The sequence below is a fragment of the Streptomyces tateyamensis genome (assembly GCF_003205575.1).
GTDB classification, from domain to species: Bacteria; Actinomycetota; Actinomycetes; order Streptomycetales; family Streptomycetaceae; genus Kitasatospora; species Kitasatospora tateyamensis.
The window spans coordinates 1-22,318 of the sequence record NZ_PYBW01000026.1 but is presented as its reverse complement, the minus strand read 5'-3'; the positions used below and the strand labels follow the sequence as shown (position 1 = coordinate 22,318).

The 22,318-nt window shown below is 70.0% G+C and carries 11 protein-coding genes; 3 read left to right on the top strand and 8 right to left on the bottom strand.

Features of this window, described 5'->3' with window-relative positions; genetic code table 11:
* Positions 1-5: 5 nt before the first annotated feature.
* From C7C46_RS08100 to C7C46_RS08080, 5 genes are all read right to left on the bottom strand, one after another.
* Positions 6-1,010: an acyl-CoA dehydrogenase family protein gene (locus tag C7C46_RS08100; RefSeq protein WP_245984288.1), complete on the bottom strand. Its 1,005-nt coding sequence runs from the start codon at positions 1,008-1,010 to the stop codon at positions 6-8.
* Entirely contained in the window at positions 1,007-2,185 is a 1,179-nt protein-coding gene (locus C7C46_RS08095; RefSeq protein WP_110667256.1) for an acyl-CoA dehydrogenase family protein, read from the bottom strand. Before C7C46_RS08095 ends, C7C46_RS08100 begins: the two co-directional genes overlap by 4 nt.
* Positions 2,182-3,387, bottom strand: coding sequence for an acyl-CoA dehydrogenase family protein (locus C7C46_RS08090; RefSeq protein WP_110667254.1), 1,206 nt, complete (start codon positions 3,385-3,387; stop codon positions 2,182-2,184). Before C7C46_RS08090 ends, C7C46_RS08095 begins: the two co-directional genes overlap by 4 nt.
* Positions 3,388-3,392: 5 nt before the next feature.
* Entirely contained in the window at positions 3,393-4,391 is a 999-nt protein-coding gene (locus C7C46_RS08085) for a phosphotransferase family protein (protein WP_110667252.1), read from the bottom strand.
* 126 nt (positions 4,392-4,517) lie between these two features.
* Positions 4,518-6,152 carry a purple acid phosphatase family protein gene (locus tag C7C46_RS08080; RefSeq protein WP_110667251.1) on the bottom strand — a complete coding sequence of 545 codons (1,635 nt, stop codon included), beginning with the start codon at positions 6,150-6,152 and terminating at the stop codon, positions 4,518-4,520.
* 276 nt (positions 6,153-6,428) lie between these two features.
* On the opposite strand from C7C46_RS08080, the gene trpS reads away from it, so the two are divergent.
* Positions 6,429-7,427 (top strand): tryptophan--tRNA ligase, encoded by a 999-nt coding sequence (gene trpS, locus C7C46_RS08075; RefSeq protein ID WP_245984293.1) that lies wholly within the window; start codon positions 6,429-6,431, stop codon positions 7,425-7,427.
* Positions 7,428-7,746: 319 nt separating this feature from the next.
* Positions 7,747-9,162, top strand: coding sequence for a nucleobase:cation symporter-2 family protein (locus tag C7C46_RS08070; RefSeq protein ID WP_110667247.1), 1,416 nt, complete (start codon positions 7,747-7,749; stop codon positions 9,160-9,162).
* A gap of 37 nt (positions 9,163-9,199) precedes the next feature.
* Here the strand turns inward: C7C46_RS08070 and C7C46_RS08065 are convergent, their stop codons facing one another.
* The 3 genes from C7C46_RS08065 to C7C46_RS08055 form a co-directional block, all read right to left on the bottom strand.
* Positions 9,200-10,009 (bottom strand): universal stress protein, encoded by an 810-nt coding sequence (locus C7C46_RS08065; protein ID WP_181442252.1) that lies wholly within the window; start codon positions 10,007-10,009, stop codon positions 9,200-9,202.
* Between the two features lie 105 nt (positions 10,010-10,114).
* Positions 10,115-10,933 (bottom strand): hypothetical protein, encoded by an 819-nt coding sequence (locus tag C7C46_RS08060; RefSeq protein ID WP_110667243.1) that lies wholly within the window; start codon positions 10,931-10,933, stop codon positions 10,115-10,117.
* 129 nt (positions 10,934-11,062) lie between these two features.
* Complete coding sequence (locus C7C46_RS08055) at positions 11,063-15,124, bottom strand: ricin-type beta-trefoil lectin domain protein (protein WP_181442251.1); 4,062 nt, start codon at positions 15,122-15,124, stop codon at positions 11,063-11,065.
* A gap of 386 nt (positions 15,125-15,510) precedes the next feature.
* Between C7C46_RS08055 and C7C46_RS08050 the strand changes: the two genes are divergently transcribed.
* On the top strand, positions 15,511-22,318 hold a 6,808-nt coding region (locus C7C46_RS08050; protein WP_181442250.1), incomplete at its 3' end, for a polymorphic toxin-type HINT domain-containing protein.

Here is a 22,318-nt window from a genome sequence, read left to right as displayed (position 1 = left end):
GTGGGTCAGGCCGGCAGGTTCACCAGCTCGGCCAGGGCGGTGCGGTGGCGGCCGGGGGTGCCCAGGGCCAGCTGGTCGGCCTTGGCGCGCTTGAGGTAGAGGTGCGCCGGGTGCTCCCAGGTCATGCCGATGCCGCCGTGCAGCTGGACGCACTCCTCGGCCGCGCGGACCGCGACGGTGCCGCAGTGCGAGGCGGCCACCGCGACCGTGACCGCGGCGTCGGGAGCCCCGGTGGCCAGCGCGTCGGCCGCGGCCCGGGCGGCGGCGCGGGCGCCGACCACCTCCAGCCAGAGGTCGGCCAGCCGGTGCTTGAGCGCCTGGAAGGAGCCCAGCGGCCGGTTGAACTGGCGGCGTTCGCGCAGGTACTCGACCGTCATGGCCAGGCACCGTTCGGCCAGGCCCAGTTGCTCGGAGGCCAGCATCCCGGCGCCGGTGAGCAGGGCCTGCGCCAGCACCGCCGGGTCCTCGGTGAGCAGTTGGCCGGGCGCCTGGGCCAGCACCACGTCCGCGAGCGGGCGGGTCAGGTCCAGCGAGGTGCGCGGGGTGACGGTGAACCCGGACTCCACCAGGTACAGTGCGCCGCCCTCGACCGGCACCACCAGCTGATCGGCCGTCAGCGCGTCCGCCACCGAGGTGACGGTGCCGGTCAGTGCGCCGCCCTCGGCCCGCACGGTCGGCGCGCCGAGCGAGAACGGGACCGCCAGGGTGGCCGTGCGCTCGGCGGGCCCGAGCACCGAGCCGGCCAGCACCACGCTGCCCAGCACCGGGGTCGGGGCCAGCGAGCGGCCCAGCTCCTCCATCACCACGGCGACCTCGCGCCAGCTGCCACCGGCCTCGGGGGCCAGCAGCTCGGGCACTCCGAGCTGGGTCAACTCCCGCCACAGTGACGGGTCGTAGCCCTGCTGGGCGGTGGCCCGGGCGAGCACCGCGTCGATCGGGCTGCGGTCGGTGAGCAGGTCGCGCAGGCTGGCCCGCAGCTCCTCCTCGACCTCGGTGTAGAGCAGGTTCACCGGGACAGCTCCTTCCACGGCACGTCCTTGTCCGTGCGCGGCTCGGGCGGCAGCCCCAGCACCCGCTCGGCGATGATGTTGCGCAGGACCTCGCTGGTCCCGCCCTCGATCGAGTTGCCCTTGGCTCGCAGGTAGCGGTAGCCCGCCTCGCGGCCGGTGAAGTCCACCAGTTCGGGGCGCACGAAGCTCCAGTCGTCGTAGCCGAGCCCCTCCTCGCCGAGCAGCTCCACCTCGAAACCGGTCAACTGCTGGGCCAGCCGCGCGAAACCGAGCTTGCCGCCGGCGCCCTCGGGGCCGGGCTGGCCGGCCGCCAGCTGCTGGCGCAGCCGCTCGCCGGTCAGCCGCAGCACCTCGGCGTCCACCCAGTGGGCGAGCAGCCGCTGGTGCAGCTCGGGGGTGCGCAACTCCGGTCGGGTGCGCCAGGTGTCGGCCACCATGCCGATCAACCCGCCCTCGCGGGGCATCCGCTGGCCGCCGATCGAGACCCGCTCGTTGTTCAGCGTGGTCTGGGCCACCTGCCAGCCCTCGCCGACGGCGCCGAGCCGGTCGGTGTCGGGGATCCGCACCCCGGTCAGGAAGACCTCGTTGAACTCGGCCTCGCCGGTGAGCTGGCGCAGCGGGCGGACCTCGACCCCGGGGTCGGTCATGTCGCAGACGAAGTAGGTGATGCCCCGGTGCTTGGGCACCGCCGGGTCGGTGCGGGCGATCAGGATCGCCCAGCGGGCGGTGTGCGCCGTGGAGGTCCACACCTTCTGGCCGTCCACCGTCCAGACGCCGTCCGGGCCGGGCACCGCGCGGGTGGCGAGCGCGGCCAGGTCGGAGCCGGCACCGGGCTCGCTGAACAGCTGGCACCAGACCTCCTCGCCGGTCCACAGCGGGCGCAGCCAGCGCCGCTGCTGCTCCTCGGTGCCGTAGCGCAGGATGGTGGGCGCGGCCATGCCCAGGCCGATCCCGATCCGCCGCGGGTCGTTGTCCGGCGCGCCGGCGGCGGCCAGTTCGGCGTCCACCACGGCCTGCAGCGCCCGCGGCGCGCCCAGCCCGCCGAGCCCGACCGGGAAGTGCACCCAGGCCAGTCCGGCGTCGAACCTGGCGCGCAGGAAGTCGATCGGGTCGACGTCCTGCGGGGGCGTGCGCTCCAGCAGTTCGTGCACCCGGGTCCGCAGTTCCTCGGTCATCCCTGGTACCTCCTCAGCTCACGACGGGCCAGCGAGCGGCGGTGCACCTCGTCCGGGCCGTCGGCCAGGCGCAGGGTGCGGTTGCCGGCCCACAGCACGGCCAGCGGGGTGTCCTGGCTGACGCCGGCCGCGCCGTGCGCCTGCACCGCCTTGTCCAGGATCCACTCCACGGTCTGCGGCACCACGATCTTGATCGCCTGGATCTCGGTGTGCGCGCCCTTGTTGCCCACGGTGTCCATCAGCCAGGCGGTCTTGAGCACCAGCAGCCGGGCCTGCTCGATCCGCACCCGGGACTCGGCGATCCAGTCCTGCACCACGCCCTGGTCGGCCAGCGGCCGGCCGAATGCGGTCCGCTCGCTGACCCGGCGGCACATCAGCTCCAGCGCCCGCTCGGCGATCCCGATCGCCCGCATGCAGTGGTGGATCCGGCCCGGGCCCAGCCGGGCCTGGGCGATCGCGAAGCCGGAACCGGGCTCGCCGATCAGGTTGGCGGCCGGCACCCGGGCGTCCTCGAAGACGACCTCGGCGTGGCCGCCGTGGTCGCGGTCCTCGTAGCCGAAGACCGTCATGGCCCGGCGCACCGTGACGCCTGGGGTGTCGCGCGGGACCAGGATCATCGACTGGCGGTGGCGCACGTCCGCCTCGGGGTCGGTCTGGCCCATCACGATGAAGACCTTGCAGTCCGGGTTCATCGCGCCGGTGATGTACCACTTGCGGCCGTTGACCACGTACTGTCCCCCAGACTTCGTCCGGGGGGACCCCCAACCGACCCGCTCGATCCGGGTGCGGATGTTGGTGGCGTCGGAGGAGGCCACCTCGGGCTCGGTCATCGCGAAGGCGGAGCGGATCTCCCCGGCCAGCAGCGGCTCCAGCCACTGCTTGCGCTGCGCCTCGTCGCCGAACTGGGCCAGCAGCTCCATGTTCCCGGTGTCGGGGGCCGCGCAGTTGGTCGCGGCGGGGGCCAGCTGGATGCTGCGGCCGGTGATCTCGGCCAGCGGTGCGTACTGCAGGTTGGGCAGCTCGTAGAAGAGGTTCCACAGGCCGCGGGCCCGGGCCTCCTGCTGGAGCTCGCGGACCACGGCCGGGGTGGACCAGTCCTCGTTCAGCGTCAGGCGCGCCTCGGCCGGGTAGACGCACTCGTCCATGAAGGCGGTGAGCCGCTCGCGCAGTTCCTCGGTGGCGGCGTCGAAGGCGAAGTCCATCGTGGTCAGACCTCCTTGAGGGCGGCGAGCCCGTGGTCGACGAAGTGCGGGACCAGCGCGCCGACCCGGTCGAAACCGGCTCCGACCGTGCGGCCCTGGGCGAAGCGGAAGTGGATGCCCTCCAGCACCACGGCGAGCTTGAACGAGGCGAAGGCCACGTACCAGTCGACGCCGGACACGTCGCGCCCCGACCCGGCGGCGTACCGCTCGACCAGTTCGGGACCGGAGGGGAAGCCGGGGGCCAGTGCGACGCCCGGGATGACGCCGGCGAACTGCCCGGCCAGGTCGGTGTACATCACCAGCAGCCCGAGGTCGGTGAGCGGGTCGCCGAGGGTGGACATCTCCCAGTCGAGCACCGCGGCGATCCGGTCGTCCGGGTCGACCAGCACGTTGTCCAGCCGGTAGTCGCCGTGCACCAGGGCGGGGGCGGGGGAGTCGGGCACGCTGGCGGCCAGCGCCTCGGCCAGGCGGTCGATGCCGGGCACCTCGCGGCTGCGGGAGGCGGCCAGCTGCTTGCCCCAGCGCTGCACCTGACGGGCCATGAACCCCTCGGGGCGCCCGAAGTCGGCCAGGCCGACTTCCTGCGGGTCGATCGCGTGCAGGGCGACCAGAGTGTCCACCAGGCGGTCGGCCAGGGCCCGCACCCGTGCGGGGCCCAGGGCGGCCAGCGCCGCGCTGTCGCGGTGCGCGGTCCCCTCGACGAACTCCATCAGGTAGAAGGGGGCGCCGATCACCTCGGGGTCCTCGGTCAGCCGCAGGGTCCGCGGGACCGGGACGGCGGAGCCGTGCAGCGCACTGAGCACCCGGTACTCGCGGGCCATGTCGTGGGCGGTGGCCAGCACGTGGCCCAGCGGCGGACGGCGCAGCACCCAGCGCGCGGTGCCGTCGGTGACCCGGTAGGTCAGGTTGGAGCGGCCGCCCTCGATCAGCTCGGCCCGCAGCTCCCCGGTGCCCAGGTGGGCCTGGAGCCTGGCGAGGTCGAGTCCGGGGGGATTGTCGGTCATGGCGTCCTCGGGGGTTGAGGGTGACTAAGCGCTTGCTTAGCCTGGCTCGCCGAGGTGCGCCTGTCAATAACACGCAGGCCGCGCCCACCCCGCAGGGTGGACGCGGCCGGTGCGGCGCGGTGCGGGTCAGTGCCCGTCGGAGCGCTTGCGGTGCAGCACGAAGTGCTCCAGCGGGCTGATCGCCCCGTCCGGCTGGGCCACGTTGTAGTAGGTCACGTGCATGCTGGTGGTCCCGCCGGGCTGGTGCCCCGGGTCCACCGTGAAGGCGGCGAAGCCGTACGCGCTCTTCAGGTCCCGCACGCCCACCCACGGCGCGTCCTCGAAGACGTACACCGGGGTCCGCTTGCCGTTGCCGCCCACCGCGCCCACACCCGTGATCACCTTGGCCTTGCCGGGCGCGAAGAACTTCGAGTTGGTCGGCGAGGAGGTGCCGCCGCCGCCCAGCACCATGTGCACGGTGCCCTGCGAGGTGTCGATCGAGTCGGTCGCCGAGGAGACCGGGTTCGGGGTCAGCGTCTCGGAGCCGGAGACCGTGCCGCGCACCGCCAGCGACCGCTCGTAGTCGTGCTCGTGACCGCAGACCACCAGGTCCACCTGGAACCGGTCGAACAGCGGGCCCCACTGCTCGCGCAGCCCGCGGTCGGCCCCGTTGGCGTCCGAGGAGCTGATGATCACCTGGTGCATGCAGACCACCACCCAGTCGATCGAGCTGTCCGCCCGGGCCGCGGCCAGGTCCCGCTCCAGCCAGGCCCGCTGGGCGCCGCCGCTGTAGCCGTGCACGTAGGCGTCGCCGGCGTCCTGGTAGGCCACGTCGTCGTTCTGCAGCACCACCACGTGCACCGAGCCGACCGTGAAGGAGTACCACAGGCCGTGGGTCTCGGCGTCGCCGCCGTTGCCCGGCAGGTCGAACCGGGTCTGGAAGGCGGTGAAGCCGATCGGCCCGTTGGCCTTCTCGTTCTCGTGGTTGCCGGCCGCCGGCATCCACGGGCGGTACCGGGCCGAGCGGGTGTTGTTGGCGTGGAAGCCCTGCCAGGTGCGCAGCCGGTCCGGCGAGATGTTGGCGTAGCACAGGTCGCCGTTGAGCAGGTGGAAGAGCGGGTCGACCTGCTCGATGCCGGCCACGATGTCCGCCGAGGCGGGCGAGGCGATGCCGCTGGGGACCACGGTGTAGCCGCCCTTGCCGTCCGGCTGCCAGGTGGTGCTCGGCACCGCCTGGTCGCCGAAGGAGGTGAAGGTGAAGGGGTGCCGGCCGCGCTCGGCGGTGCGGAAGGTGCCGGCGTCGGGGCGCCCGCCGTCGTGCAGCGCGGCGTAGGTGTAGTAGGTACCGGGCCGCAGGTTCTCCATCCGGGCGTGGTGGGTGTAGACCACCCGGTTGCTGGCGCCGTCGGTGTAGGTGCGGGTCTCGGCCGCCACCGTGCGGCCGAACCCGCCCTCCAGGGTGCCCAACTGGACCCGGGGGCGGCGCACCGGGCCGTCGGTGGTCCAGGAGGCGGTCATCTGGCGGGTCGGGTCGGCGCCGAAGGTCAGGTGCAGGCCCTCGACGGCCGGGGCGCCGAGCGACTCCGGGCGGGTGAGCAGCAGCGGCGAGCCCTGGCCCTCGTCCCGGGTGCCGTCACCCCGGCCGTTGCCTGACTGGTCGTCAGCTGCCGCGGGAGTGGCGGCGATCAGCGGTGCGGCGGCCAGGGCGGCGCCGCCGGCCAGGGCGGCGCGGCGGCTGACGGTCTTGTCGCTCTGTTCGGGGGAGTCGCTGGGGTGGTCCATGACTGGTCCTCACTTCCGATCGCCGATGGCCGCCCAAACTAGGCGGGTTGGCCACCGGGCCGGTGAACGGCGCGCAGCGCCGCACTGAACGCTTCGATCGGCTACAGTGGCGCCCGTGCGCACCCCGCTGCTCCCGCTCAGCTGGTGGCCGTCCTAGGACGGCCGCGCATCCCGCATGCCCAGGGCCGTCCGGACGGACGGCCCTCACTCATGGCTCCTCGCCCCAGGGTCCCCGGCCGGACGGCCACCCCGACCGAGCTCGACGAGGAGACCTCGATGCCCGCCCACGCCCCCCGTGTCCTGACCGGTGACCGCCCCACCGGCGCCCTGCACCTGGGCCACTACTTCGGCAGCCTGCAGAACCGGGTCCGGCTGCAGGCCGAGGGCGCCGAACTCTTCGTGGTGGTGGCCGACTACCAGGTGCTGACCGACCGCGACGTGGCCCACCGGCTGGCCGAGCGGGTCGAGGAACTCGTGCTGGACTACCTGGCGGTGGGGATCGACGGCGAACGCGCGGTGATCTTCACGCACAGCGCGGTGCCGGCCCTGAACCAGCTGCTGCTGCCCTTCCTGAGCCTGGTCAGCGCGGCCGAGCTGCGCCGCAACCCCACGGTCAAGGACGAGATCTCGCACTCGCGCCAGTCCGCGGTCAGCGGCCTGATGCTCACCTACCCGGTGCACCAGGCGGCCGACATCCTGTTCTGCAAGGCCCGCCTGGTCCCGGTCGGGCAGGACCAGCTGCCCCACCTGGAGGCCACCCGGACCATCGCGCGCCGTTTCAACGCCCGCTACCTCAGCGGCGGTTCACCGGTCTTCCCGGAGCCGGAGGCGCTGCTGTCGGCGATGCCGCTGCTGCTGGGCACCGACGGGACCAAGATGAGCAAGAGCCGGGGCAACGCGATCGCCCTGGGTGCGACCGAGGACGAGACCGCCGCCCTGCTCAAGGGCGCCAGGACGGACACCGAGCGGCGGATCACCTTCGATCCGCAGCACCGCCCCGAGGTGTCCAGCCTGTTGCAGCTCGCCGCGCTCTGCCAGGGCCGTGACCCGCATGCGGTGGCCGAGGAGATCGGCGACGCGGGGGCGAGCCGGCTCAAGGCCGTGGTGACCGAGGCGGTGAACGAGTACTTCCGGCCGATCCGCCGCCGGCGTGCCGAGCTGGCCGGCGACCGGGCCCACCTGCGGGCGGTGCTGGCCGCCGGCAACGCGCGGGCCAACGCGGTGGCGGACGTGACGCTGGTCCAGGTCGCCGAGGCGATGGGGATGCGGTACTGAGCTGGACGAAGGTCCAAGAGTGGGCCCGCGACCGCTCGGACCCGCCGGATCTATTGACGAAGGGACCGGCGGTTTCTACATTCTGTTCAAGCTGTTCAAGCGGAAAGAATGTTCCGCTTCATGGAATCCCCGTGCTCCCCACCGACCCCCGTGGCGGGGAGCGCGCACGTGGGCCGGACCTGTCGCCGCAGGTGCCGGTGGGCGGTCGGCGGTGCTCCGCCGTCCCGCCAGGGTCGTCCCGACGGCACCGCGCCCGTCCCTGCGCGGTCTCCGTTCCCGGGCCCGAAGCCACCGCGCACTTTCGAAGGGACCAGGACCCATGGGCCGTCAGGAGTTGGCGTCGCCGGAGGCGGCCGCCGCTGTGCACCCGGTGGACGAGATGCTGCCCGCCGGGCGGATGTCGGCCGTCGCGCTCCAGCACGTGGCCAGCATGTACGCCGGAGTGGCCGCCCCGCCGCTGATCATCGGCGGGGCGATCGGGCTGAGCCCCGCCCAGCTGACCACCCTGCTGGCCGCCAGCCTGTTCATCGCCGGCATCGCCACCCTGCTGCAGACCCTCGGGGTGTGGCGGATCGGCTCCCGGCTGCCGTTCGTCAACGGCGTCTCCTTCGCCACCGTCTCGCCGATCCTGGCGGTGGTGGAGGCCAAGAAGGGTGCCGCGCTGCCGCTGATCTTCGGCTCGACCCTGGTGGCCGGCCTGGTCTGCTTCCTGCTGGCGCCGGTCTTCTGCCGACTGGTCAGATTCTTCCCACCGGTGGTCAGCGGCACGGTGATCACGCTGATCGGCGTCTCGCTGCTGCCGGTGGCGGGCAACTGGGCGCAGGGCGGCAACGCCCGGGCGGCGGACTACGGGTCGCTGGGCAACCTGGGCCTGGCCGGGCTGACCCTGCTGGCGGTGCTGGTCTTCAACCGCTTCCTGCACGGGTTCCTGCAGCGGATCTCGATCCTGTTCGGCCTGCTGGTCGGAACCCTGGTGGCGATCCCGCTGGGGAAGGTGGACCTGCACGCGCTCAGCAGCCTGCCGGTGTTCGAGCTGCCGCACCCGTTCGCGTTCGGGGCGCCGCGGTTCGAACTGGCCTCGATCGTGTCGATGCTGGTGGTGATGGTGGTCTCGATGACCGAGTCGACCGCCGACATGATCGCGCTCGGCGAGGTGGTGGACCGCCCGGCCGACGACCGCACCATCGCCGCCGGCCTGCGGGCGGACGGGTTGGCCACCGCGTTCGGCGGGGTGTTCAACGGCTTCATCTGCTCCGCCTTCGCGCAGAACATCGGACTGGTCGCGCTGACCCGGATCCGCAGCCGGTTCGTGGTCGCGCTGGCGGGCGGCTTCCTGGTGCTGATGGGCCTGCTACCGGTGGTGGGCGGCCTGGTCTCGCTGGTGCCGCAGCCGGTGCTGGGCGGGGCGGGCGTGGTGCTGTTCGGCTCGGTCGCGGTGGCGGGCATCCGGACGCTGAGCAAGGCGGACCTGAGCGTGGGGTCCAACGCGGTGATCGTGGCGGTCAGTCTGGCCTTCGGCATCTTCCCGATCGCCTACCCCGGGTTCTACGCCGCGCTGCCCGAGCAGGTGGCCACCGTGCTGCACTCGGGCATCTCGGCGGGGTGCCTGCTGGCGATCACGCTGAACCTGCTCTTCAACCACCTGGGCCGCGGCCGCGAGATCCCGCCGGCCCACGTGCCGGAGGATCAGATCGTCGCCCTGGGCCGGGTCGAGGAGCTCAGCGAGCACGCCTGAGGCTGGCCGGGCTGGTTCGCGGTGGGAGAACGGGTGCTCAGTGCCGCCCGATCGGGACCACCGCCACCGGGCACTCCGCCTTCTCCAGTACCGCGGCCGCGATGCCCGGGTGGGTGTTGCCGAGCAGGCTCAGCTCGGTGGGCCGGCCGACCACGACCAGGCCGGCCCGCTGGGAGGCCGCCACCAGCTCCGCCTCCGGGGCTCCCGCGGCGGCCCGCACCTTGATCGCGAGCTCCGGGAACCGGGCCTGCTGACGCTCCAACAGCTCGCGCAGCGCGTCGGCGTCGGCCGGCTCGGCGATCAGCTGGACCGTGCCGACCGTCAGCATCGCGGCCCGGAAGGCGAAGTCGACCACCCCGAGCGCGGGCACGGCCGGGTCCACGACCACCACCACGTCGCCGGTGGGCAGCGGGGGCGCGTCCTGGCCGTCGGCGGCGGTCTTGCACACCACCACCGGGCAGAGCGCGTGCTCGGCCACCGCCCGGCTCACCGAGCCGACCCACCAGCCGTGCAGCCCCGTCAGCCCGCGCGTCCCCATCACCAGCAGCCCCGCCAGCCGGGACTCGGCCAGCAGGATGTTCTGCGGCGATCCGCGCAGCACCCGCGTGCCGACCTCCACCCCCGGCACCAGCCGCTGCACCCGCTCCAGCACCTCCGCGGTCACCGCCTCCCCGTCCAGCACCTGCTGGTCCGACCCGGTGACGGCGGACAGCAGGTCGCGCGGCATCACGTGCAGCACCTCCAGCGGCACCGCCCCCCGCTCCGCCACCCGGGCAGCCCACGCGAGCGCCGTCCAGCCGCTGGGCGAGCCGTCGACTGCCACCTGCACGGGGAGGAGGGGGGACATCACCGGACTCCTTCGGTCAAAGCTGCTAATTCCGCCCATAGTGGCACGCAGGGGCGCGGCTCGCCCGTGCGTGGGGAAGGGGGCTGGCGCCGTGTCAGGAGGAGGTCAGCGGTCGGTCAGCAGCGCTCCGAACGCGGCGCGGTCGATCGGGAGGCCGGCCCGCGGGTCGGCCAGCGCCGCGAGCAGGACGGCGGTCGGGCGCGGATCGTCGGCAGGAAACGGCGCGAGCGCGGCACAGGCCCGGACCGCCGGGTCCGGGTCGGTCAGCCACTCGGCGGTGTCCTGCGCCCAGCCGGCCAGCACCAGCACGGCCGCCGCCCGCTCCCGCCGCGTTCCGTCGCCCGTGGCGACGGAACGCAACCGGTCGGCGGCCGCCGGAATCCGGTCCCGCAGCTCGGGCGCCTTCAACAGCACGCCGGCCGCACCCACCGCCGCCTCGCGCACCACCGGGTCCCGGTCGGCCAGGTATCCGGCCACGGCGCGGTACAGCGCGGGCCGCGCCGCCCGGCACGCATCGAGGTCGGCCCGGTCGACCCGCCCGGGCCCGCCTTCGTCCCCGTCGTAGTACCCCACCGAGGCCGCGATGCTGCCCAGCCACTCCAGCAACGCCGCCCGCAAAGGCCGCGTCCGGTCGTCCCACGGGTACGTGCTCTCGTGCGCGGCCAGCGTCTGGGGGTAGACCAGCGCCCCGGCCACGAAGAGCGCCGCCGGTGCGGTGCTGCTGTAGATCGACTCCTGGTGCAGCACCGACATCTCCAACTGCCCCAGCGCCTGCGCCTGCACCTCGGCCCGCTCGTCGAGCAGCTCGACCAGGAGCAGGGCCGTGTCCGCAGCCGGCCCGTAGGCATGGCGCAGCTCGGCCCAGGGGGTGTCGAGCAGGATCCGCTCGGGATCCGGGACGGGGGGTTGAGCAGCTGTGTCCACCTGCGGGAGGGTGCCACCAGGCACTGACGGCGAGGGTGGGACGGCTTGCTTCAGCGCGGCGCGGGGACAGCCGAAGACGCGTGAGGGCCCCTCCCCGAAGGAAGGGACCCTCACGCGTTGGTCAACTGATCAGGGGTTGGGATTGAAGGTGACGGAGTTCCAGACGGGCGCGCCGGCGGTGTTGTAGACGACGAAGTTGCAGTCGTCCTGGACCTTGGCGGTGGCTCCGGGGTTGTTGGGAGTACCGGAGGACCACAGGGAGTTCGCCGCCGCACCGGGTGTGGTGAAGGCGGGGTCGGCCTTGTAGACGACGAGGTTGCCGTCAGTCTGCATGGTGGCGTAGGCACCCGGGTTCCCCCAGGTGTTGGTGGACCAGAGAGCCTGACCGGTCTTGAGGGAGTAGAGGACCAGGTTCCCGTCGCCCTGCATGATCAGGCGAGTGTTGGCGGAGTAGGCCGAGTCTCCGGCATGCAAGACGGTGCCGCCGGTGAGGGTCGGGTTGACCTGCTTGGTGATCATGCCGAGGTAGGTGAGGTTGCCGACCTGGGCGATTGGAGCGCTCTGCCCAGCCGGAGTGAGGGGCGTGGCGCCCGGATACTCGATGATCTGCTGGCTGCTGCTGATGGCGAACAAGTCGGGGTTGCCGTCGCCGTTGACGTCACCGGGGGAGACGACGCTGGGGAACTGGGTGGCGTTGATGCCGACGTTGAGGATCGGCTGCGGGCTGGGGAGAGTGGTGTTGAGTGCCCAGTTCTGCGGGTTGCTGCCATTGCAGAGGTAGATCTGGAGCTGGGCGGTGCCGTCGGTGTTCCCCTGGGGGTCGTCGAGACACAGTCCGGAGGCCGGGTTCTTCAGGGATCCAGGGTTGGAGCCGGCGACCCACTGCTGGCCCGTGCTGCCGTTGCAGGTCCAGAGCTGGACCTTGGTTCCCGGAGTGGTGCCGCCGTTGGCGACGTCGAGGCACTTGCCAACCAGGTGGAGAGTGTTGTCCAGGCCGTAGGTGACCGCCTGGGCAGCGGTGTTGTTGCACGCCCACATGCGGACGGAGGCCCCGTCGGCCAGCCCACCGCCGTCGTCAGCGCAGTACTTGGTGTTGTTGGCGTCGGTGACTGCGGAACGCAGGGTGGCATCGGTGGGTGCGGCGGGGTGGCTGGTGGGGACGCCGTTGGCATCGAAGGTGAGGGTGTAGGCGGTGATGGCGCCAGTGTGGTTGTTGCGCGCCCAGAAGGCGGGTGTGCCAGTGGTGTAGGTGCCGTAGCCGTTGGTGGTTTTGTCGGCGGCGTTGGCCGCGGTCACGCCGAGGTTACTAGGGGCGATAATGGTGGTGTTGGACCAGTCGCCGGTGCCGATCGGGTAGGCGCCCAGCAGGTAGTGAGTGGGATCGGTGCCGCCGACGTAGTACCAGAGTTGACTGTTCTCCACAGTCATCATGTCGGACGGCGGGTACGTGCTCGTGGGGACCTGTGCAGCGAAGGCGGAGTGCGCGCCCACGGCAACCAGCTGGGTCAGACTGATATTGCTCCAGTCAGCCGGACTCTGGGAGGTGCAGGCCGGGAGCGGGCTGACGCTACTGAGATCCTGGTTGACGCAGGGACGCGTCAGAGGGCTGGTGAAGTCGGAGCTGATGGTGAAGCGGCCCGGGAGGTTGTTGGTCCCCGGGGTGGCGGAGTCGTTCTTGTAGACGCGCAGCTGGTGCTTGGCGGGGTTGTAGACGAAAAGGTCGTCCGTGGCGCCGCCGGTGACGCTGCCCCGGTTGGTGACGAGGTACTTGTCCCAGCCGGTGCCCGCGTCGGGAGTCTTGTCGAGGGTCGACGCGGTGAGGGGTAGGTTGTTCGCGTCGGTGTTGCCGGGAATGGTGACGAGGTTTCCGCCCGCGCCCTGGGCGGTGATGAGGTCGGGGATGCCGTCGCCGGTCAGGTCACCGGGGGTGATCTTGGTGGCGGGGTTCCAAGGGGCGTAGAAGCTGTAGACCTGGTTGGCCGTGGAGTTGCCTGCGTTGTCGTACGCCGACAGGTTCAGCGTATGGGTGCCCCACTGGTTGGCCGGGATGGGGAAGGTGATGGTGGCGCTCAAGCTGCCGTCGGCGTTCGCGGTCGTGGCAGCAGTCTGCGCACCAGTGGCCGGGATGGCGGCGTCGAGTGAGTATTTGATGCCCGCCACGCCGCTTGCTTTGCACGGGGCGGCGGGACGGGTGCAGCCCGAGGTGGGGACGGGGTCCTTGGCACGGACCTGGAGGGTCAGGTTCTGGCCCGCATAGCCTGTTGTGGTCTTGCCGCTGCCCAGCGCAGGGAAGGTGCTGGAGGGCGTGATGGTCAGGCTCGGCGGGGTGGTGTCGACGTTGAAGAGGCACTTGGGCGCGTGGGGGCCGTCGGTGTAGCCGTCATTGGCCCAGACCTCCCACTCGTACTGGTGTCCGTCCGCAAAGCCGACTGGCGAGGGGATCGACGCGGTGGAACCGCTTGCCACCCAGTTCGGGCTCGCAGGCCAGCCGACGGTGAACGGATTGCCGTGGCCGTCGTCAGTCGAGTCGTCGACAAGGAGCGAGCCTGCCTTGAGGTTGACCCCGGGCATGCTGGTGGTCAGACGGCTGTTCAGGGCGACGAGGGATGCTGTCGTGCCCACCCAGCCGTTGCCCGCGCAGTTGGTGTTGCCTTGGCTGAGGGAGAGCTGGTCAGGGGCGTTGGGCGGGATCTCATACGTGGTGACCAGCTGCGGATTGACACTGAAGCGCATGAATCCGTAGTTGGAGGAGGACGTGCTCTCGTTGCCGGTGATGCCGAAGGTCAGGTTGGAGACGCCACGATACTGGCTTACTGTTCCGGTGACCTCGAAGTTGACGGGCTGGTAGCCACAACTTCCGTAGGCTGTAGCAACGTCCTGCTGGCCCAGGGTCTGGAGGACGCCGGGCTGGTTGTTCCAGTTGGTGCCGTTGTTGATGGCCCCAGTGAAGTTGAGGGTGACCGGTGCAGTGTGGCCGCACATGTGGTCGGCGCCGTAGGTCTCGGTCAGGTCGAGCATCGACTTGACGATGGTCATGCCGCTGTTGAGGCGGCTGGTGTCCATCTCGTAGAACGAGCGGTACATGCCGAAGCAGTCCGAAGAATACTGCTGGTAGCCGATGCCTTCGCCGTTCTCTTGGGCGTTGTTGAAGACGACCTGGGACGCGCAGCCCTGCTTGACCTCAGCGTAGTTGTTGGTCTGGCCGCCCGGAGCGACGCCCGGGTCGATGTACGCCGGGAACGTCGCGGTGGCGAGCTGCGCCGGGTCCGGGGCCAGCGTGATGGCGGAGTTATCGGCCTGCACATTCAGCGCGGAGATGTGGGCACCCTGGCCGGGGCCGTCCTTGCTGCTCGAAGCGACCCCGGCGGGGTCAACAGTGCTGGGTGCCGGCGTGGGCGTCGGCGCGCTAGGGGCGGTTGTAGGCGCCGGGGCGGAGTCCCACATCACGGGAGTGGGCGCATGGAAGGCCTCAGTGCCGTCGGCGGCCTTGAAGCTCAAGTTCCCATTGCTGTCAGTGTTGGTGGTCAGGCCGCCGCTGTTGGCGGTGGTCAGTTTCAGTGTCTTCAGCTGCGGATTGGCCGCAGCCTGGGCGTTCTTGACGACCAGCACCTCGTGGAAGGCACCCTGGTCGGTGACGGTGGCCTGAAGGTCGACGTCGGGCAGGACGTTGGTGTAGGTGGCGGTGTTGCCGCTCACCGTCGGAGCGGGCAGCGCGAACGGCAGGGTCATCGCGAGCCGGTGGCCGGCCGGGTCGGTGAACGCGGCCAGCGGAGCGGTCCCGCCGCCGGACAGTGCCACGTTGGACGGAACGGCCGTGGGGGAGAAGGACCCGTCGCCGTTCTTGGCCAGCGTCGAATCGGTCTCGGTCCAGGCGCCGTTCTTCTTTACCCGAACCGGCTGGACGTTCTGGGACTGGGTGAATGTGCCGTCAGGATTGGCAACGGTGAGTGAGGTCTCGGTGGTCAGCGCATCGACGGTGACGGGCTTTCCCGAGCTCTTAGCCTGCGCTTGGGCAAGCTGGACCGGCGAGCTTGGGGTTCCAGCTGTTGGGTTGGCAGGGTCGGCGGTAGCGGTGGTATCCGCGAGAGCAGGGCCGGCAGCTGTGGTGAGGACGACTGCGAGCACTGCTGCCACGGTCAGCGGGCGCAAGGCCCGATGTCGCGCGGCGGGCATGAAGCCGGGACGAGGCATGAGAGACATCTTTCAGTGAGTCAAGAAATGGTCAAATTTACGGGTGCTCGTGTGCCGATGGATGTGGCCACATGCGCTTGAAAAGTGTCCGATTCGTGGTGTCCTGGGCGGCTTCGCCGCCTGTATGAGCTGGTCATATCTACTCAGTGCTGACAGCGTGAAGGCTGTGGCTCGCCGTGAAGGCTATTGCGGCACGCGTTCGAGCCGCAATACGGTTCCGGTTCGATCGAGTTCCTCCTGGGACCGTGAGTGATGGCCCGTCCGGGCCGGGGATGGTGGGGGTTTTCCGCGTGCGCGCGAGACTTGCCTGGTTGGCCGCTGGTAGACGACGAGGATGGGAGCGGCGAACCACAGTTGCGGTCGCGACTGCCGCAGCGCTGTCGTTGATGGCCCCGATAGCCGGAGCAGAGAGCTTCGTCGGTCCGGATCACTACACCGGTAAGGTGTGGGCCTCCGGCCCGCTGCCCAAGCCGCCGAAGGTCCTGGGGCATCCGGTGGGCGCCTCGGCGAAGCTGCCAGTCGTTGCGGAGCCGAAGGGCTCGCGCGCGCTGAAGGCACACCAAGTAGTGGCGCCGGCGTGGCCAAAGGCAAGCACGGAGACCGTGTCGGTGGGTGGCGCGGCGACAGCGGGCGTGAAGCTGACGGCGTCGCAGGTGGCGGAGCCGGCCGCGGTGCCGTTCGCACCGGCCTCGACGCCGACCGCGGTCCAGGTTAAGACGGTTGACCACGCGACCGCGCAGGCGGCCGGTGTGGACGGCCTGATGGTGGGTCTGACACGGTCGGACGACTCGGGCGCACCGGGCAAGGCCTCCGTGTCGCTGGACTACTCGGCGGTGATGCAGGCATACGGTGGTGGTTGGGCATCGCGGCTGCACCTGGTGCAGTTGCCGGCCTGTGCGCAGACGACCCCGCAGTTGGCGCAGTGCCAGACCCAGACGCCGCTGGCGACCACCAATGATCCGGCGGCCCACCAGCTGACCGCCACCGTGGCCCTGCCCGCCTCGGCCCCGAGCAGGGCCGGTGGTGTTCGCGCGATGAGCACGATGGCCGCGCCTATGGCTGCCACCGCGTCGAGCACGACGGTGGCAGCGGTGTCCGGTACCGGCGGCTCGCAAGGCAGCTACGGAGCGACCTCGCTGTCGGCCTCAGGGACGTGGGGCTCGTCCGCTTCCGGCGCCTTCACCTATGACTACCCGATCCAGGTGCCGACTTCACTCGGCGGTGCCGCCCCCACGGTTGGACTGTCGTACAGCTCCCAGGCGGTGGACGGTGAGACCTCGGCTCGCAACTCGCAGGCCTCGTGGATCGGCGACGGCTGGGACTACAGCCCCGGCTTCATCGAGCGTCAGTACAAGTCCTGCGCCAATGACGGGATCGCGGGCTCGGGTGACGAGTGCTGGGCAGGCTGGAACGCGACCATCTCGCTGGGGGCGTACAACGGTCAACTGGTCCGTGACGTTAACGGCCAATACCACCTGCAGGGTGACGATGGCACGAAGGTCGAGTACCTGACCGGGGCGTCCAACGGTCTGTGGAACGGCGAATACTGGAAGATCACCGCGACCGACGGCACCCAGTACTACCTGGGTCTGAACCACGCTCCGGGCACCACCGCCGACCCGGCGACCAACTCCGGCTGGGGCGTCCCGATTTACAGCCCGAAGGCGGGCGACCCCTGCTACGACAGTTCCAAGGGCAACGCGTCCCAGTGCGCGAACATGGGCTACCGGTTCAACCTGGATTTCGTGGTCGACCCGAGCGGCAACGTGCAGCGCTTCGACTGGGCGAACGAGACCAACTGGTACAACAAGGGTGCCGGGCAGGCCAACGGGGCCGGCGGCGCGCTGACCGCCTACACCCGTGGCGGGTACCTGACCCAGATCTCGTACGGTTACCAGCTGAGCGACGAGCGAGCCGGCCGCGAACCCGCGGACAAGATCACCTTCGTCCCCGCGCAGCGGTGCACTACGGACCCGACCACGTGCCAGGTCTCGAACCTGAACTCCACGACCGCGCCGAACTGGCCCGATACCCCCTACGACCTCAACTGCACCAGCTCTATGGCGACGTCGGGTACCGGCAGCAACGTCTGCCAGACTTCTTCGCCGACCTTCTGGTCGACCTACCGCCTGCAGTCGATCAAGACTTCGGTCAAGGCCGCCTCCGGATGGCAGGATGTGGACTCCTGGGCGTTGACCCACCTGTTCTCGGATACCGGCGGCACCGTCGACCCGATCACTGGCAAGACGGTCGACCCGAAGGACGCTGGCTCGCTTCAGTCGGTCATGTGGCTCTCCCAGATCCAGCACACCGGGCTGGACACCAGCGCGGGAGGCTCGGGCAACGTCGCTCTCGACCCGGTGACCTTCACTGGCGTCGAGATGGACAACCGGGTCGACGGTCTGACGCCTGCCGCGTCCCCGCTGTACCGGCCGCGTCTGTCCAGCCTGCAGACGGAGACGGGCGAGTCGATCGCCGTCACCTACCGAGCGCCCGAGTGCTCCCGGGTGGCCAACAGCATGCCGACGTCCCCCGACTCCGACACCATGGCCTGCTACAACGTGTATTGGACCACGCCGGGCGCCGCCAACCCGATCAGCGACTGGTTCCAGAAGACGCTTGTCGCTCAGGTCTCCGACAACGACGCCACCAAGGCGGCCTCGCCGGCGCGGGTCACCAACTACACCTACTCGGGCGGTGCCGCCTGGCACCGCGACGATTCCGATCTGACGGACGACCAGTACCGCACCTGGAACCAGTTCCGCGGCTACCGCACCGTCACCACCACTACCGGAGCGGCTCCCGACCCGGTCACGCAGAATGTCGTCAACTACTTCCAGGGTATGGACGGTGACTACAAGGCCGACGGCACCAAGCGGTCGGTCAGTCTCACCAACAACCTGGGGGAGAGTGTCACCGACAGCCCCTGGCTGGCGGGAAACCCGCAGGAGACGGACGCCTACACCCAGGCCGGCGGAACCGTGCTGGCGCGCACGCTGGCCGGTGTGCCCACCATGACGGTCACGGCGTCGACGCCGCGCACCGCCTGGACCTCCAAGAGTCCGGCACCCCCGGCGCTTTCCACCTTGCCTCCGCTCAACGCTCAGCGGGCCCAGTCGGTTTCCAGCCGCTCGCAGCAACTGCTGGCGAACGGGACCTGGCGTACTTCTCAGGCCACCGTCGGCTACGACAGCGTCGGTCGGGTCGCGCAGGTCGACAACAAGGGCGATGTCTCCGTTCCTGCACAGGAGATGTGTACCAGCACCAGCTACGCGAATGCGCCAGCGTCGAACCCGATGATGCTGAGCTACCCGGCCGAGACCATCGCGGTTACCGGTCCGTGTGGAACAGCTCCCAGCGGAAGTACCACGGTGAGCGACAAGCGCACCTTCTACGACGGCGACGGTTCGGTCACCAACCCCGGCACGCTCGGGCAGATCGGTGGAAACGGCAGCACCCTGGGCCTGATCACCTCCTCGCAGGCGGTGACCTCCTACGACGCCTCGAACCACCCCGTCTTCCAGACCCTGGGCGCGGCCACGTTCGACCAGTACGGCCGGGCCACCAAGCTGACCGACGCCGCGGGCCAGACCAGCACCACCAGCTACACCCCGGCGACGGCGACCGTGCCGACGGCACTGTCGACCACGAACCCGCTGGGCTGGACCGCCACCAGTTCGCTGGCCCCGGGCCGAGGGGTGGTGACCCATGCGGCGGACGTCAATGGCCGGGTCACCGACACGACCTACGACGCCTTGGGCCGTCGCACTGCGACCTGGCAGCCGGGACGAGACAAGGCCACCCAGAGCGCGGACAAGTTGTTCAGCTATGCCGTTTCGGGTGTCGGGACCCCCAACCCGACCGCTGTCACCACCCAGACCCTGCGTGAGGACGGTTCCTACGGTGTAGCCGTCGACATCTACGACGGCTTCCTGCAACTGCGCCAGACCCAAGCCTCCACCGCCGACAACTCAACCGGGCGGCTGATCAGTTCGACTCACTACGACAGCCACGGTTGGGTACATAGTAGTGTCGCGGCCTTCGCAGACCCCACCATGGCCCCGGGCCCCACGCTGTTCTCCGAGCAGGAGAACACTCTGCCCTCGGAGACCCTGACGGGTTACGACGGCCTGGGCCGGGTGACCAGTACCACGTTGGAGAACAAGTCGGTTGCACTGTGGTCGAGCACCACGGCGTATCCGGGCGCTGACAAAACGGACAGCACCCCGGCCCAGGGCGGTGTGCCCACCTCCACCTTTGCCAACGCGCTCGGCCAGACCACCTCGACGGTGGCCCACGGTGGCGCCGGCATCGGTGACGTAACGACCAGCTACACCTACACGAGCAGCGGCAACGTGGCGACGGTGAAGGACACCGCGGGGAACACCTGGTCGTACAAGTACGACCTGCAGGGCCGGAAGGTCTCGCAGACCGACCCCGACGCGGGCACCTCCACCACGACCTTCGACCCGCTGGGCCGGGTGGCGACCAGCACTGACGGGCGTGGGCAGAGCCTGTCCTTCACGTACGACCAGCTGAGCCGTCCCATCGGAGAATTCGCCGGGACTAGCACGAGCGACGCGACCAAGCAGCTGACCTCCTACACCTACGACACCCTGGCCAAGGGCTACCCGACTTCCTCGACCAGGTACGTTGGCGGCGCCTCGGGCAGTGCCTACGTGCAGGCGGTCACCGGCTACAACACGGCCTACCAGCCGACCGGGTCGAGCGTCACCATCCCTGCCTCGGAGGGAGCACTGGCCGGAACCTACGCCCTGGGCTCGGACTACACCGCAAACATTGGCTTGCTGGCCCACACCAACTACCCGGCTGGTGGAGGACTGGCGGCGGAGAGCGTTGGATACGGGTACGACAACGCGGGCCTGCGGGTGTCCAGCGGTTCAGGCCGCTCCACCCGCTACCTGAACAGTGTTGCCTACACGCCGCTGGGCCAGACCCTCCAGTCCACCTACGGCAACCCCACCACCCAGTTCCGCACCGCACAGACCTGGGACGACGCGACCAGGCGCCTGACGCTCAACAGCGTCAGTATCCAGACTGCGCCCAACCCGATCTCGGCCACCACGCTCGGCTACGACCAGGCTGGCAACATCGCTACCACCCGCGAGCTCCAGTCCACCGGTGGCACCGACCAGGCCTTCGACACCCAGTGCTTCCAGTACGACGGCCTGGACCGTCTGGCTACCGCCTGGACCGACACGGCTGGCCAGACCGGTGCCACGCCTGGTCAGCTCGCCAAGTGCAGCACTGCGGGCCCGGCACCGGCCACTCTCGGTGGCCCGGCCCCGTACTGGCAGAGCTTCAGCTACAACCTCCTCGGTGACCGCACCCGTCAGGTCAAGCACGACCTGACCGGCAACGCTGCCAAGGACATCACTCAGACGCTGGCCTATCCCACCAACGGGACCCAGCCCAACACCCTCAGCTCCGCCACCACCACCGGGCCTGGCGGCACCACCACCCAGGCCCCGACCTACGACCCGGCCGGCAACACCACCGGACGCACCACCACGGGTGCCACCGCCGCCAACCAGTCCTTCACCTACGACGCCGAAGGCCGCACCGCCACCGTCACCACGACGGCTGGCGTCAGCAACCCGCTGACCACCGGCTATCTCTATGACGCCAGCGGCGGCCTGCTTCTTCAGCGCGGACCTAACAGCACGGTTCTCTACCTCTTCGGCGGCGCCGAGCAGCTCACCCTGACCGGAAGCACCGTCAGCGGTCTGCGGTACTACCCCAACCCGGACGGTACGGTGATCGTTCGCTCCAGCAGCGGCACCGTCACCTACCAACCCACCAACATCCAGGGCACCGCCCAGCTCCAGGTCGACTACAGCACCCTGGCTATCACCCGCCGTTCTTTCGACCCTTATGGGAGTCCGCGCGGGGTCGTCCCGCCGAGTTGGGCCGACAACCACGGCTACCTCGGCAAACCCACTGACAGCACCACCGGCCTGAACCTTCTCGGCGCGCGCCAGTACGACCCGACCCTTGGCCGTTTCCTTACCGCCGACCCGGTTTTCGAGGCCGGTGACCCGAACCAGATGGGTGGCTACACCTACGCGGGCAACAACCCCAGCACCCACAGCGACCCGAGTGGTCTGTTGTCCGACAGTCAGGGAGCCGACGGATTCGGCTTGGGCTCCGTCATCGCGTTCCCGACCTCGGTCGGGGGTGGCCACCCCCTCAAGAAGCTGGCGGGTATGGCCGACAGCGTGCTCGGCACCCTGGCGCTTGTTGATCCACGCAATGTGATCAATATGAATATCGGCATCCTGAACTCGGTTACCGGGCTCCAGATACCGAAGATCAATGCTCCTGACTACGACCACATAACGGCGGACGCGTTCGGGATCAACCCGAACGACTCCTATTACCAGCAGGGCTACGACACCGGCACTATGATCCAGGTGGGCCTGGCGGCTATAGACGCCGGGGAGTTCGGTGCCAAGGCGGTCACGGCGCTGCCGAAGCTCGCGGAGAAGCTGAAGAGCTTGAGCGGGCTCAGCGATCTCGCGAAGGGCGACGCCCCTCTCGTGACCGACCCCCTCGCAAAGCCCACTACACCGACCACCTCTGACACTCCGAGCGCAGCCTCCCCTGACACCGGTTCAGGCGGAAACGCGGGCGGGCCCACGGGTGGTGGCGGTACGGACCACCCGAGCGGTGGGGGTGGTACGGACCACCCGACCGGTGGTGGCAGTAGCGATCACCCGAGCGGGGGCGGCGACGGGGGCTCGGGCCCATCTGGATCGAGCAGCAGCCCTTGCAGCTTCGCTCCGGAAACCCCGGTCCTGCTGGGTGATGGATCAACCAAGCCCATCGGCGACATCAAGCCTGGCGACGAGGTGAAGACGGCTGACCCCACCAGTGGCGACCTGAAGGGCAGTGAGCCGGTCACCGCCACGGCCGTCAAGCTCGACAAAAACCTCGTCGACCTAGTTGTCATTACGGATGACGGCGCTCAGCCGACCATCCACACCACCGACAATCACCCGTTCTACGACGCGACCGTCCACGCCTGGATCCCCGCCGGAAGCCTCCCGGCCGGCGACCTCCTCGCTACCACCGACGGCCGCACGATTCGCGTCGGTGAGGTAGGTGTCACGCCCGGTGAGGCGAACCGGTACAACCTGACGGTCGCTGAGTACCACACGTACTATGTGCTGG

What these genes read in the sequence shown, in the direction of transcription:
- C7C46_RS08095 (WP_110667256.1), bottom strand. Translation starts at nt 2,185, where the DNA reads ATGACCGAGGAACTGCGGACCCGGGTGCACGAACTGCTGGAGCGCACG.
- C7C46_RS08070 (WP_110667247.1), top strand. Translation starts at nt 7,747, where the DNA reads ATGGGCCGTCAGGAGTTGGCGTCGCCGGAGGCGGCCGCCGCTGTGCAC.
- trpS (WP_245984293.1), top strand. Translation starts at nt 6,429, where the DNA reads ATGCCCGCCCACGCCCCCCGTGTCCTGACCGGTGACCGCCCCACCGGC.
- C7C46_RS08085 (WP_110667252.1), bottom strand. Translation starts at nt 4,391, where the DNA reads ATGACCGACAATCCCCCCGGACTCGACCTCGCCAGGCTCCAGGCCCAC.
- C7C46_RS08090 (WP_110667254.1), bottom strand. Translation starts at nt 3,387, where the DNA reads ATGGACTTCGCCTTCGACGCCGCCACCGAGGAACTGCGCGAGCGGCTC.
- C7C46_RS08065 (WP_181442252.1), bottom strand. Translation starts at nt 10,009, where the DNA reads ATGTCCCCCCTCCTCCCCGTGCAGGTGGCAGTCGACGGCTCGCCCAGC.
- C7C46_RS08055 (WP_181442251.1), bottom strand. Translation starts at nt 15,124, where the DNA reads ATGCCTCGTCCCGGCTTCATGCCCGCCGCGCGACATCGGGCCTTGCGC.
- C7C46_RS08080 (WP_110667251.1), bottom strand. Translation starts at nt 6,152, where the DNA reads ATGGACCACCCCAGCGACTCCCCCGAACAGAGCGACAAGACCGTCAGC.